This is a genomic window from Paraglaciecola mesophila KMM 241, from assembly GCF_000315015.1.
Classification (GTDB): Bacteria; Pseudomonadota; Gammaproteobacteria; order Enterobacterales; family Alteromonadaceae; genus Paraglaciecola; species Paraglaciecola mesophila.
Map to the genome: position 1 here is coordinate 200,597 of NZ_BAEP01000004.1, position 12,941 is coordinate 213,537.

General features: G+C 44.0%; 14 protein-coding genes. 11 read left to right on the forward strand and 3 right to left on the reverse strand.

The window, feature by feature from the left end:
* Positions 1-30 precede the first annotated feature (30 nt).
* The 9 genes from pilM to GMES_RS01355 all read left to right on the forward strand — a co-directional run bounded on the left by pilM (position 31) and on the right by GMES_RS01355 (position 9,024).
* Positions 31-1,146 (forward strand): type IV pilus assembly protein PilM, encoded by a 1,116-nt coding sequence (pilM, locus tag GMES_RS01315; RefSeq protein WP_006990740.1) that lies wholly within the window; start codon positions 31-33, stop codon positions 1,144-1,146.
* The gene (locus GMES_RS01320) at positions 1,134-1,715 is read left to right on the forward strand and encodes a PilN domain-containing protein (protein WP_006990741.1); all 582 of its coding nucleotides are present in this window, start codon (positions 1,134-1,136) and stop codon (positions 1,713-1,715) included. The genes pilM and GMES_RS01320 overlap by 13 nt, the downstream gene beginning before the upstream one ends.
* Complete coding sequence (locus GMES_RS01325) at positions 1,716-2,327, forward strand: type IV pilus inner membrane component PilO (protein WP_006990742.1); 612 nt, start codon at positions 1,716-1,718, stop codon at positions 2,325-2,327.
* Positions 2,324-2,857, forward strand: a complete 534-nt coding sequence (locus GMES_RS01330) for a pilus assembly protein PilP (protein ID WP_006990743.1) — start codon at positions 2,324-2,326, stop codon at positions 2,855-2,857. Before GMES_RS01325 ends, GMES_RS01330 begins: the two co-directional genes overlap by 4 nt.
* Positions 2,850-4,592: a type IV pilus secretin PilQ gene (locus GMES_RS01335; RefSeq protein ID WP_006990744.1), complete on the forward strand. Its 1,743-nt coding sequence runs from the start codon at positions 2,850-2,852 to the stop codon at positions 4,590-4,592. The genes GMES_RS01330 and GMES_RS01335 overlap by 8 nt, the downstream gene beginning before the upstream one ends.
* A gap of 234 nt (positions 4,593-4,826) precedes the next feature.
* Complete coding sequence (gene aroK, locus GMES_RS01340) at positions 4,827-5,342, forward strand: shikimate kinase AroK (protein WP_006990745.1); 516 nt, start codon at positions 4,827-4,829, stop codon at positions 5,340-5,342.
* A 32-nt stretch (positions 5,343-5,374) separates the two neighbouring features.
* On the forward strand, positions 5,375-6,442 hold the full coding sequence (gene aroB / locus GMES_RS01345; RefSeq protein ID WP_006990746.1) for a 3-dehydroquinate synthase: 1,068 nt from the start codon (positions 5,375-5,377) through the stop codon (positions 6,440-6,442).
* A gap of 123 nt (positions 6,443-6,565) precedes the next feature.
* Positions 6,566-8,098, forward strand: a complete 1,533-nt coding sequence (locus GMES_RS01350; protein ID WP_006990747.1) for an SPOR domain-containing protein — start codon at positions 6,566-6,568, stop codon at positions 8,096-8,098.
* Between the two features lie 92 nt (positions 8,099-8,190).
* Complete coding sequence (locus tag GMES_RS01355) at positions 8,191-9,024, forward strand: Dam family site-specific DNA-(adenine-N6)-methyltransferase (protein WP_006990748.1); 834 nt, start codon at positions 8,191-8,193, stop codon at positions 9,022-9,024.
* Positions 9,025-9,070: 46 nt separating this feature from the next.
* On the opposite strand, the gene GMES_RS01360 is transcribed toward GMES_RS01355, so the two are convergent.
* The 3 genes from GMES_RS01360 to GMES_RS01370 form a co-directional block, all read right to left on the reverse strand.
* A complete protein-coding gene (locus GMES_RS01360; RefSeq protein ID WP_006990749.1) occupies positions 9,071-9,268 on the reverse strand; it encodes a DUF2970 domain-containing protein in 198 nt (65 codons plus the stop codon).
* A gap of 5 nt (positions 9,269-9,273) precedes the next feature.
* Positions 9,274-9,579, reverse strand: a complete 306-nt coding sequence (locus GMES_RS01365) for a hypothetical protein (RefSeq protein WP_006990750.1) — start codon at positions 9,577-9,579, stop codon at positions 9,274-9,276.
* Between the two features lie 251 nt (positions 9,580-9,830).
* The gene (locus GMES_RS01370; RefSeq protein WP_006990751.1) at positions 9,831-10,556 is read right to left on the reverse strand and encodes a TorF family putative porin; all 726 of its coding nucleotides are present in this window, start codon (positions 10,554-10,556) and stop codon (positions 9,831-9,833) included.
* A gap of 318 nt (positions 10,557-10,874) precedes the next feature.
* Here GMES_RS01370 and rpe point away from each other — a divergent pair, with 318 nt between their 5' ends.
* Positions 10,875-11,552, forward strand: coding sequence for a ribulose-phosphate 3-epimerase (gene rpe / locus GMES_RS01375; RefSeq protein WP_006990752.1), 678 nt, complete (start codon positions 10,875-10,877; stop codon positions 11,550-11,552).
* A 33-nt stretch (positions 11,553-11,585) separates the two neighbouring features.
* The gene (trpS, locus tag GMES_RS01380; protein WP_006990753.1) at positions 11,586-12,599 is read left to right on the forward strand and encodes a tryptophan--tRNA ligase; all 1,014 of its coding nucleotides are present in this window, start codon (positions 11,586-11,588) and stop codon (positions 12,597-12,599) included.
* Positions 12,600-12,941: the final 342 nt, after the last annotated feature.

A 12,941-nucleotide genomic window follows, 5' to 3' on the forward strand; every position in this document is an offset into this window, starting at 1 on the left:
CCGCTTTGTATATTTGCATCGGAACCTTACGTGTTTAACAAATTATTGGCTAAAAAAGCGCAGCACCTTATTGGACTAGACATCGGCACCCGCTATGTTAAGGCCATATTGCTTGAGCAAACCAAGCAAAGTACCACTGTGTTAGCAATCGCTTGCGAGCCAATCAATGGCAATGCCTTTGCAGAAAGAGAAGTTAAAGACTACGAAGCACTTAGCCAAGCTTTGAAAAAAGTAAAACTCAGCCTGAAAACGAAAGTAAAACAGGTGGTGATAGCCGTATCTGGACCAGCCGTCATTAATAAACTTGCCTACATGGACGACGATTTAACGGATGTTGAACTTGAAAGCCAAATTGAGTTGGAAGCCGATAGCTTGATCCCGTACCCACTTGAAGAAATTTATTTAGATTTTGAAAGGCTCGCCCCCAGCACTAGTTACTCGGGAAAAGTAGAAGTGCTACTCAGCGCAGTTCATAAAGATATGCTTGATTCTCGGCTCACGCTATTAAATGAAGTGGGCTTTGAACCCAAAATTTCAGACGTTGAAGTATACGCCCTTGCTAACGCGTTGATGCACTTTTCACATAAAGCATTGCCTGAAAACGATAGCGATACCATATCGAGCGATGAGCAAAGCAAAGTAAAAGATGAAGTTCGATGCTGTATTAACATTGGGGCATCGCAAATGCAGTTTTGTGCTGTCACAGATGACAAAATTCTGTACACCAAAGAGCATAACTTTGGCCTTGATGTGCTTACTCAAGACAGCTGCTCGAACTTTAATTTAACTCGAGTTGAATACGATCAAAAGCTAGTGTCCCATTCTTTACCCGAAAATTGGCAACAAGAATGTTACGTACTTTTCCATGCAAATTTACAGCAGCATATCACTCGGGCAATTCAGATGTATGTGAGCGCATCTCACCAGCCTTCTCCTAAGCACCTTTTCATTTGTGGGGCGATAGGCCCATTCCCTGCTTTGGCTGATGAACTGGCCCAAGACTTAGGTATTAATGTAGAGGTTTTTAATCCCTTGGCTGATATGCAAAGCGATGAAAAGAGCGCCAAGCTTATCACCGCTCACGGTGCTAACTTCGCCATCGCCACCGGATTGGCATTTAGGAGTTTTTCACCTTGCCACATATAAATCTGCTGCCTTGGCGCGAAGCCCAGCGTCAACAACACAAAAAAAACTATCTAACCATGTTAGTAGCTATCGGCGTGTCTATGGTGTTGTTGATGTTTGCCGTCAGTAAAGCCATGGATAGCCTTATTGTTACCCAAGAAAGGCGGAATCAGTTTTTAACTGCGGAGTTGGTTAAAATCGATGCACAAATTGGCGAAATCAAACGCATAAGACAAAGTAAAGACGCGATCGAGCAGCGAATGACGCTTATCGAACAACTGGAAGTAAGTCGCAATGCAGCGCCTATTGTACTCGATGAGTTGGCACGCGTGGTGCCCCCGGGAGTATCTTTTGCGCGCTTTTCTCGCACGATTAACCGCGTAGAAATTGACGGCGTCAGTGATTCAAACAACCGCCTAGCGAATTTCATGCGTAATGTGTCTGACTCAACAGTGTTCAATGACGGTGAGTTGTCTTCCATTGTGGCTGATACCACAGCAGCTGACGCCGTGAGTGAATTTAAACTCAAGTTTAACATTAGCCCCAGCGTCGCCCCTGACTTTAATCAACCACAAGGGGAAGCAAAATAAATGCAATTTGATGTTAAGAAACTCAAAGAGCTCAACGAATTAGATTTTGATCAGATCGCCGCTTGGCCTTTTGAGGTGAAAACCGTTGTTGCCTTGTTTGTTGCTATCATTGCGTTAATCGGGGGTTACTACACCTTAGTAAAAGACAAGCTACCTCTGCTTGAAAAGGTCCAACTACAAGAGGTCGATTTAAAAGCAAGTTATCAAGGTAAATACAACATAGCAGTAAACTTACCCGCTTATCAGGAGCAACTAAAGCGCTTAGAAAAAGACTTTTCTTCAATGCTTAAGTCATTACCCACCAGTAACGAAACCCCAGGATTACTTGATGACATCACCTTTGTTGGCACCTCTGCAGGTCTTACTTTTAAATTGCTCAATTGGCAAAAAGAAGTCCCGAAGGAGTTTTACACCGAGCTGCCCATTCAGATCGAAGTGACAGGCAACTACCATGCATTTGGCAAGTTTGTTTCTGATATTGCCGCTCTTCCACGGATCGTGACCGTGCATGATTTTGAAGTGAGTCAGGAGCTATCCAATTTAAAACTAAAGTTAGCGGCCAAAACGTATCGGGCTGAATTGACTGAATCACGAGCGGATGCACGCAAATGAGAGCGTTAATAGCGATTACAATGCTCTTCTTGCTGGCAGCCTGTACAGAACAAAAACAAGATTTAAACGCCTATATCGCTGATGTTAAAAGCAACACACCGGTGAATATTGAGCCCTACCCTGAATTTACCACATCACCCGCCTTTGCCTATTCGGCGAATGAATTGCGTAGTCCATTTCAACGATTGAAAAATGTACCTCAAGCAGAAACGGCAACAGCAACGTCCAGCTGCCCTCAACCGAATACGGCACACGTTAAACAGCCCCTAGAGCATTATGGAATAGATGCTATGGCCTTTATTGGCACCATCAATAAAAGCAATAAAGTCTGGGCCTTAATTCAAACCAACGAAGGCCGATTATACCGTGTAACCAAAGGTGATTATCTTGGGCTTTTCTATGGCAAGGTCTCAGCAATTAAAGACGGAAAAATTACCTACACTGAAATGTTGCCTGATGGAACAGGTTGCTGGCAGCAAAAACAAGCAACCTTGTCTATGAAAGACAATGCAGGAGAGAACAATGGCTAGTCGCCACTTTTTACATTCCAACAAATTGCTGTGCGTATTCGCCCTAGCGCTTAGCGCTTTATGGCATTTACCTACTCTTGCACAATCTGATGCGGTGCTAATTGACCCTGTTGCTGCCCTTAACGAGCTGACCACTAATCAGCTAAATGACATACAGTTTACCCGCTCAATTGAAGGGTACGGCGTCGCGACCTTGACCTTTGACAATCAGCGAATTGTTCCTCAGCTAATCGCTTCGAAGCGAAAATTGATCCTCACTCTACCCGACACAAAACTAGCGCCTGACCAGTTCTTTACCTTAAATGTGGCGGATTTTGCCACGCCGATTCTCGAAATAGACACGCTCGCAAGAAAAGGGGCCAGCGTTTTAGAATTCAATTTACTTGAAGATGTTGTGTTCACCCACAGCAAAAATCAAAATCAATTGGTGCTGACCATTAAGCCCCAAGCGACTGAGCAACAACAAAGCACCTCTGTGTATAACGGCGAGCCCATTTCACTAGATTTTCAAGATGTGCCAGTGCGCAATGTGTTGCAAATCATCGCGCAAGTTAATGGCTTTAATCTGGTGACTACGGATACTGTACGCGGCAATGTAACCGTCAGTCTAAATGGCGTACCTTGGGATCAAGCACTCGATATGATTCTGAAAATTCGCGGTTTAGATAAGCGCTTAGAAGGCAACATATTACTTATCGCCCCATCAGAAGAGCTCGCATCCAGAGAAACCCAGCAATTGCAAAACCGCCAACAGGTTGCTCAGCTCGCTCCGCTGATTTCAGCTAATTTGCAAATTAACTATGCAAAAGCCAAAGAAGTAGCCGGTATTTTAAAGAATACCGATAGCAGCATTTTAAGCCCAAGGGGCAGTGTTGCCGTTGATGAACGCACTAACACAGTGTTACTCAGAGACACGCAAACCTCAATTGATGAAGCCAGAAAGCTCATCTCCGCCCTAGATATTCCCGTTAAACAAGTATTAATCGAATCACGCATGGTCACGGTGCGCGATAACGCCGGTGAACAACTCGGCGTGCGCTGGGGTTTTAGTAATAACTCTGGTGATACGGCTACATCTGGCTCTATCGAAGGCGCCGACACACTTAGCAGCGGCGTAGTGCCGTCTATTGATAATCGCCTAAATGTGAATCTTCCCGTTACCAATCCAGCGGGTAGTATTGGCATTCAAGTCGCCCGCCTAGTGGATGGCACTATATTAGATTTAGAATTATCCGCCCTTGAATCTGAAAACAAAGGTGAAGTTATTGCCAGTCCGCGTATTACAGTGGCTAATCAACGTGAAGCCTACATTGAGCAAGGTACCGAAATACCCTACGTACAATCCACGTCTAGCGGCGCTACCTCGGTCGAGTTCAAAAAAGCGGTACTGAGTTTAAAAGTCACTCCACATATCACCCCAGATCATAGAATAATTTTGGATCTTGTCGTTACCCAAGATACCCGAGGCGACACAGTCAATACTTCAACAGGTTTAGCTGTCGCTATTGATACCCAAGAAATCAGCACTCAAGTACTAGTAAATAACGGGGAAACTATCGTGCTTGGGGGTATTTTTCAGCAGACGACGACTGATGATGTAAGCCAAGTTCCACTGCTTGGGGACATCCCAGTCCTTGGGCACTTGTTTAAAAACACTCAAACCGTCAATGAAAAGCGTGAATTGCTGATTTTTGTCACGCCTAAAATATTGCTTGATGACCTGGCTCTAGAGTGAGCTATTCTGCGAGTTACATGGCTTGCAAGCCAACAACGCCAGCGTACCCGTTCCCATAAAACACCCCCACGAGTGATTTAAATTTCACCTAGACTTAACAAAGCTTGCAAATTTCAGGGTAAAGCTGAGATAATCCCGCCCTCGAAATTTCAACGAGGTCAGGTTAATCCATTTAAGGGTAGCCGCGATATAGATTTCTACCCCCGAAATAACAGAATTGTGAACTAAGCAAAAATGGCTGAAAAACGTAATATTTTTTTAATAGGTCCGATGGGTGCTGGTAAAAGCACGATTGGAAGACACCTCGCAGACGAACTTCATTTAGAATTTTATGATTCAGATCAAGAGATAGAAAAGCGCACTGGCGCTGATATCGCTTGGATCTTTGATTTAGAGGGTGAAGAAGGCTTTCGCGCTCGTGAAGAAACCGTCATCAATGATTTAACCGACAAACAAGGTATTGTTTTGGCAACAGGCGGTGGCTCTGTCGTCAGTAAAGCTGTGCGTAATCGCCTATCAGCGAGAGGCATTGTGGTTTACTTACAAACCACAATTGACAAGCAAGTCGCTCGTACGCAACGTGATAAACGTCGTCCATTACTGCAAAAAGACGATCCAGAAACCGTATTGCGCAGACTCGCCGAAGAGCGCAACCCAATGTATGAAGATGCTGCTGATTACATTGTTGATACTGATGAGCAAAGCGCCCGCGCTGTAGCTAATCAGATCATTGAGAAAATCAATCAGTAATAGCTAGACATTACCTCCAAAGGGCTGCGCTTATGACAACATTAACAGTGAAGTTGGGTGAGCGTAGCTACCCCATTTTTATCCAGCCGAGTTTGCTAACCCAAGGCAATCAACTGGCAGATTACATCAAAACAGATAAAGCGGTTCTGGTGACTAACGACCTAGTTGACCCGCTATACAGTCAGACCGTTATTGACAGCTTACCCGGTATCAAAATTGAAAAAATTGTCATTGCCGATGGTGAACAACACAAGAATCTGGCCAGCTTTGAGCATGTAATCACTCAGCTACTTAGTATGTCCGCAGCGCGTGACACCACGCTTATTGCTCTTGGTGGCGGCGTTATTGGTGACTTAACTGGATTTGTCGCGGCGAGTTTTCAGCGCGGCATGCCTTTTATTCAAATACCCACCACCTTGTTATCACAGGTCGATTCATCGGTAGGTGGTAAAACTGCGGTTAATCATCCTTTGGGTAAAAATATGATTGGTGCATTTTATCAACCCAAAGCCGTGTTCATCGATACCAAAACCCTGCAAACCTTACCAGCAAAAGAGTTTTCTGCCGGCATGGCTGAAGTGATCAAGTACGGTATCATCTACGACAAAGCATTTTTTGCTTGGCTTGAGCAAAACATTGCTCAACTCATCGCTCAAGACGTTGACGCCTTGCAATATGCCATTGCGCGCTGTTGTGAAATCAAAGCTGAAATTGTCGCTATTGATGAGCGGGAGTCAGGACTTCGCGCCTTACTCAATTTAGGTCATACTTTCGGCCACGCCATCGAAGCAGAACAAGGTTACGGCAATTGGCTACACGGCGAAGCGGTCGCAGCAGGCATGGTACTCGCATCGAAAGCAGGCCAAATGAAAGGCTGGATGAGTAAAGAAGAAGTGCAGCGTGTTATAGCTTTAACAGAGGCATTTTCATTACCTATCGCGCCACCCGCAGACATGGGTTATCAGACCTTCATGCAGCACATGGCACACGATAAAAAAGTGCAAGCGGGCAAACTCAACTTTATCGTTCCTAAAGCGATTGGCGATGCGATAGTTACCTCTGAGCTAGATGAAACACTGTTGCGCTCTTTGTTAAATTAGCAAGGTATTTAACGGGTTTCATTTAAGCGCTCGACATTTTGAACGAGCGACTTTTTAGACCCGTACCTTCGAACGAACAATTTATTGAACTAACATTTTAATAAACCATTTGAGTAAACACCTTTGCAAAGCGAATTGCACAAACGGCTTAGCCATTTAATTCAGTATTCTTCGGGGCTCATTTTTGTAAAATCTGAACCCGATTTTAGTGTATCAACCTGTGTTGATGCGCTATTGGCTGAACAAGATGACAGTGACGAAGTGGCTGTCATTGCGGCTAAGCCAAATATGATGCTAAATGATTTTCGCCAACAACTGACACAACAACTTTCCAGTAAATTAGCTCCCAATTCTGGCAACACTCCCCTAGCCAAGATACTAACGCCTGGTATTGGACACGTTCAGTCGGTCTCTACGCAAGGACTACTGATATGTATATCCAAGGGCGAGAACCTCTCTGCCAGTATGTTGCAAGAGTTGCAGCAGCTTGTTTTAACCTTGCACGCAGGCAGTGACCGACAAGTCAATGTGCTGGTATTTGCCCAGCGCCAATGGATAAATCAAACTTACCAAGCCTTGGGCGATAAAAATAATGTCATAGTCGTGGATGCCGGTGCCAGTGCCGGCTCAATGGCTGATCACGAGGCGAACATATCTGGTAGTGAGTTAGAGCAGTTAATCGCGAATAAACGACAAGCGTTTGCTCAGCGCATAGAGCAGCGAAACCAAGCAACCCCTGTTGAATCCCCTAGTATCATGCAGCGCCCGTGGTTTATCCCTGTTATTGCGCTGCTCTTTGTTGCGATATTTGCCAGCATTTTGCTATCCCAGTATCCAGAGCTTTTAAGTGACAGTGATAATCAGACTGGGGATACAACATCTTCAATTAGCGCATTAGAGTCTGGCGCTAGGCAAGATGAAACCGCATCAACTTCAGTAGTTGATACGCTGCCCCAAGGCACGTTGACGAGTCAAAAAAATATAGAATCGGGCCCATCTGCCACAAAAGAAGCAGGAACGTCTAATCCGAATACTTCTGTGCAAAGCGCTGCGACTGAAGAAAGAGCGGTCGCTAAACCCGAGGTTACGCCGGAGGCTAAAACAGACGCGCTCATATCAAACTGGCAAAGTGAAAGTGAACGCATTGATGCCAACAAGAATAAATCGAATGAATTGCCGGCAGACGATACGAACAGCTCACCTAAAGCGACTAAACTTGCAGCCAAGCCCAAATCAACGAATGGCATGGTACAAACTGGCACATTGCAAAAACCGTTCGCTGCGGATATTACGCCTCAAGCAGATACAGCTAAAACACCATCCCCTAACGCGTTATCAACGACAACTGACTATGCATTTGATGAAGCCACTATATTAGCTCTGCCGCAAGACGGATATGTGTTACAGGTGATCGGCTTTAGCGTACGCAGCGCCATTGAGACTTATTTGACCAACAACAAGATTGAACAACACGTATGGGTGTACCAAACCAAACGCTATAACAATGACTGGTATGTGCTTTTGTATAATAAACATTACCCGTCTCTGGCCGCAGCATTAGTCGGTGTTTCGTCGCTGCCCAAAGGGTTGCATGAAGCAACGCCATTCCCTAAAGCGTTACAAAAAGTGCATCAAGAAATTGAATCTGCCAATTAAAACCACATGCCAATTGTTGTTTTGCCATTGGCTCGTTACAATCTCTGCTTTGCGTTATCTTCATCAAAATCAAGGCCTGACAAGACACATTAATGACGAATAAGAAAAACAGAGCCTTCTTGAAATGGGCCGGTGGGAAATACAGGCTAGTCGAACAGATAAACCATCATCTTCCAGAAGCAAAAAAATTAGTCGAGCCATTCGTCGGTGCAGGTTCGGTGTTTTTAAACACTGACTTTTCCAGCTACCTATTAAGCGATATAAATCCCGATCTGATAAACCTATACAAAATATTGCAACAACAGCCGGAACGTTACATAGAAGATGCACAAGGGCTTTTCACAGCGCAGAACAACGACTCCGACGCTTACTATGCAATGCGCGCTTTGTTCAATGCCAGCGAAGATGTCTACGAACGCGCGGTGCTATTTTTGTACCTGAACCGTTTTGGTTACAACGGTCTATGCCGCTATAACTTATCGGGCAAATTTAATGTACCCTTTGGTAAATACAAGGCGCCGTACTTTCCTAAGGAAGAGCTGTATTTCTTTGCCGAAAAATCCAAGAAAGCACATTTTGTATGCGAATCTTATGAGAAAACATTTAGCCGAGCCCGCGCAGGTAGTGTGGTTTACTGCGATCCGCCTTATGCCCCCATCAGCAAAACAGCTAACTTTGCTAGTTATGCTAAAGGTGGTTTTTCTATGGCAGAACAGAGTAATTTAGCCTTAATTGCTGCCAAAACGGCTTTTGAACGTGATATTCCAGTGCTTATCAGTAATCATGATACAGACGATACACGCCGGCTTTACGCGCTAGCGCAGCTTTCAGAGCTGCAAGTGAGTCGGTTTATTAGTCAAAAAGGAAATGGCAGAAAGAAAGTCAGTGAGTTATTGGCGTTGTACATTAAACCGACCTCACGTTGAGGCTTAAATTTTAACTAGCAGAGAAGAGTTCGGAGTAGAATTCGTGCTAGCTGGGTACAACAATTGAAACAAGCAGTACCAGTGAAATAACCAAAGCAATAACAAAAATCACCCCAACGACCACATAAGGCACAAAGGATTTTTGCTGAAAATCTCGCTCTCGGTTCGCGCTGCTTTGCACACCAAACACGCTGGCAGCAACGCTTTTAAACACATCCCACAATCCGCTCTTTGTATTATCCATACTGATTATGCTCTTGGCTTTATCTCATCCGTTTCTTCAGCATAGCGCGAAAGTAGCTCAAGTAAATCGATAAAATGCATTTGATACGAAGTAGAGTTACCACTTACCCAGCTAGACCAGCTGATCACATCCGCCTGCTCTTTAGCGCATCGATTAATCGGGTGACTCATTGGAAGCCCATGATCAAACGCCACTGATTGCGGACAACTGCAGAACAATGTCTCGTTATTTATCGACGTTCTGCCAACAGCCAACATTGCTACTAAAGCGAAGGCACCGAAGCCGATTAGTCGTTTAAAATGAGTACTCATAATCTCTCCTTGTCGAAATATTTTGTTGCATTATACATTATACTTTCGTCTCAAGATTAAAGTTCACCTCAAATGTCAGTTCATTCATCGCTAAAAAGATAAAATTTTATTCAAAATGCTCCCTTGGATTAGTAAAATTCGCTAACGCAAAAAATCCGCTGGCTTTACGGCCAGCGGATTTTTTTACATCTTATCTTCCTGTTTACCGGAAGTAACTTAACCGGAATTAACCGGAAGCATTAACTCAGAAATTAAAGCTCAAAATCCATTCCGTAAGCAACGGTAAATTTAATTGAATCGTTATCGAACGGGTCTTCACCTGGCACTTCAACTTCGTCTAAATCGGTACCAGTAACGGCGAAACTAAACCCATCTTTCGCTAATGAAATACCCCAGTCAGCATAACCGTCTGGTACACCGTTAAAATCTTCTGCGAAGTCACCTTGATGATAACCTACGTGAAATCCTAGCTCAGCGCCGTTTAGTACTGGCATGCCGTAGTCTACAGATATATATGATGCTTCAGCAAAACCGTAATCGCGACCTTCACCTTCGTCAGCTTCTGTGTGGGCCAACAATGAAAGCGTTGCACTTAAGCCACCATAACCTACTGAACCATATACCTCAGCAAAATCAAATTCCGCTTCACTGTCATAATTGTAATAAAGGTAACCCACATCATAAGTGATATCGCCTGACTCACCTGAGAAGCCGAAGTACATATCATGCTCATAGGAATAAACATCATCTGCACCATAGTTGACGTTAGACACCCAAGTACCGACATAAAAACCACTTTCATTTGCGTAATCAATACCGCCTTGTACTGCAGCATCGTTGGTGGTTTGGGTCAAACCACGCCAAATATAGTTACTGGTGACACTAGCGTTAGCGGTCACTTCTGCCAATACGGTTTGACTAACGGCAGAACTGGCCAGAACAGCTGCGGCTAATGCGGTAAGTTTTAATACTTTCATGTGTGTGTGTGCTCCATGTGATTTTAGTTAATTCAATTTTTGTTGAGATAACTTCGATTTTTCGTTAATTCTTGTTACAACTACGCAAGAGCAATGCCTAAATATTAAACACGAAATAAATTACCCATAAATTAACTAAACAATTGATTTTGTTAGTCATTTAGTAAGAATGTAAAATTTAGGAAAAAGTAGGCATGAGATAAGACTGTGCAGAGATGCACCACTAAAAAGCGAAAGCCCCTTTTTGGGGCGAAGTTGATACTTTTGTCAAAGCGTGTTTTTCGGTACAGTTACATTTTTGCGCAAATCGAGGCTTATATGCGTCCTTTCTTAATTGCTCCTTCTATTCTTTCAGCTGATTTTGCCCGCCTGGGCGCAGAAGTAGACGCTGTTTTAGCCGCGGGGGCTGATGTCATCCATTTTGACGTAATGGATAACCATTACGTACCGAACCTAACGATCGGCCCGATGATATGTAAAGCATTGCGCGACTATGGTGTCACCGCCGATATTGATGTGCATTTAATGGTTGAGCCGGTAGATGAGATGATTGTCAGTTTTGCCAAAGCAGGCGCAAGCATGATCAGCTTTCACCCAGAAGCATCAAGACATGTTGACCGCAGTATTCAACTGATAACCGATTCAGGCTGTAAGCCAGGCTTAGTGTTAAATCCTGCGACGTCATTAGACTGCTTAGACTACACGCTGCACAAACTGCATCACATTTTGTTGATGTCGGTAAATCCAGGGTTTGGTGGCCAAGCATTTATTCCGGAAACTCTTGATAAGCTACAAATTGTGAAGAAAATGGTGCAGGCCTGTGGCCGTGATATCCGAATAGAAATTGACGGTGGCGTAAAAGTCGATAATATTCGCGCCATCGCCGAAGCAGGTGCAGATATGTTTGTTGCGGGCTCTGCTATCTTCAATCAGCCAGATTATCGTCAAGTTATCGATGCTATGCGCGCTGAATTAGCCAACGTTTCTCCAACATAATTCCAATTAGACACTAACAGTAGAAAATAATTTATGAGCAAACCAATTGTATTAAGCGGCTGCCAGCCTTCAGGACAACTTACCCTAGGAAATTATGTTGGCGCTCTTCGTCAATGGGTTGATATGCAAGACGATAACGAATGTCTGTATATGTTGGTCGACATGCATGCCATCACAGTGCGACAAGATCCCACTGCACTGCACAATGCCTGTCTTGATGGTCTGGCCTTATATGTGGCTTGTGGCATCGACCCGAGCAAAAGCACCATATTCATGCAATCACATGTACCACAGCATGCACAACTAGCTTGGATAATGAACTGCTACACCCAAATGGGTGAATTAAACCGCATGACGCAGTTTAAAGATAAATCTGCTAAAAATATTACTAACATTAATTCAGGTCTTTACACTTACCCTGCCCTAATGGCGGCGGACATTCTGCTTTACCAAGCGAAACAAGTCCCAGTAGGGGAAGATCAGAAACAGCATTTAGAATTAACCCGTGACGTTGCCACGCGCTTTAACAATGCCTATGGTGATGTGTTTACCATTCCTGACCCGTATATCCCTGAAGTAGGCGCACGTATCATGAGCTTACAAGACCCGCTGAAAAAGATGTCTAAATCCGATGACAATCAAAATAACTTCGTTGGCTTGTTGGAAGATCCGAAAAAGATAAGTAAAAAGATTAAACGCGCAGTCACTGACTCAGACGAGCAAGCGCGCATTTACTTTAATACGAGTGAAAAACCTGGTGTGTCGAATTTGTTAAGCTTGCTATCTTGTGCAACCGGCAAACCGATTGCTGATTTAGTGCCTGAATATGAAGACAAGATGTACGGCCATTTAAAAACAGATGTAGCCGATTCCATCGTTGCTATGCTAGAGCCAATTCAAGCTAAATTTACTGAGCTACGTCAGGATCAAACCGAGCTAAACCGTATCATGGCAGCAGGCGCTGAAAAAGCGCAAGTACGTGCTCAGCAAACGATAGACAAAGTTTATGAAGCAATTGGATTCGTGGCAAGCCCACTTAAACGCTAGTAAAGGGCTGATAGCAAGGTAACAGTCGCGCTATTTTCAACCTATTGTTTATTTGCAATTCATAAAAAAAGCAGCGCAGAGCTGCTTTTTTTGGTTTTAAATAACCGACGCTTAACTTACACAAGGTATATCAAGCATCGGTTAGCACGCCAAGCGCGCCGAACTGAGAGGTTGGGATAACAGTCCAGCACACTATCTGTCATTCAAATTTACTGAGACCCAATGAAATTCAATGAAATCCAATAAACTAACTTGAACCAATCCAGTATGTTACAAGCCCGAACGAAAATGTAGGGCAGTTTAAGTCATATACTAGGCGAAAGAGGACATTCGCTAGTTTCA

Bases quoted from the DNA above. Each gene is read 5' to 3' on its own strand.
- GMES_RS01325 (WP_006990742.1), top strand. From the start codon at position 1,716: ATGCAATTTGATGTTAAGAAACTCAAAGAGCTCAACGAATTAGATTTT.
- GMES_RS01330 (WP_006990743.1), top strand. From the start codon at position 2,324: ATGAGAGCGTTAATAGCGATTACAATGCTCTTCTTGCTGGCAGCCTGT.
- GMES_RS01335 (WP_006990744.1), top strand. From the start codon at position 2,850: ATGGCTAGTCGCCACTTTTTACATTCCAACAAATTGCTGTGCGTATTC.
- aroK (WP_006990745.1), top strand. From the start codon at position 4,827: ATGGCTGAAAAACGTAATATTTTTTTAATAGGTCCGATGGGTGCTGGT.
- aroB (WP_006990746.1), top strand. From the start codon at position 5,375: ATGACAACATTAACAGTGAAGTTGGGTGAGCGTAGCTACCCCATTTTT.
- GMES_RS01355 (WP_006990748.1), top strand. From the start codon at position 8,191: ATGACGAATAAGAAAAACAGAGCCTTCTTGAAATGGGCCGGTGGGAAA.
- GMES_RS01360 (WP_006990749.1), bottom strand. From the start codon at position 9,268: ATGGATAATACAAAGAGCGGATTGTGGGATGTGTTTAAAAGCGTTGCT.
- GMES_RS01365 (WP_006990750.1), bottom strand. From the start codon at position 9,579: ATGAGTACTCATTTTAAACGACTAATCGGCTTCGGTGCCTTCGCTTTA.
- GMES_RS01370 (WP_006990751.1), bottom strand. From the start codon at position 10,556: ATGAAAGTATTAAAACTTACCGCATTAGCCGCAGCTGTTCTGGCCAGT.
- rpe (WP_006990752.1), top strand. From the start codon at position 10,875: ATGCGTCCTTTCTTAATTGCTCCTTCTATTCTTTCAGCTGATTTTGCC.
- trpS (WP_006990753.1), top strand. From the start codon at position 11,586: ATGAGCAAACCAATTGTATTAAGCGGCTGCCAGCCTTCAGGACAACTT.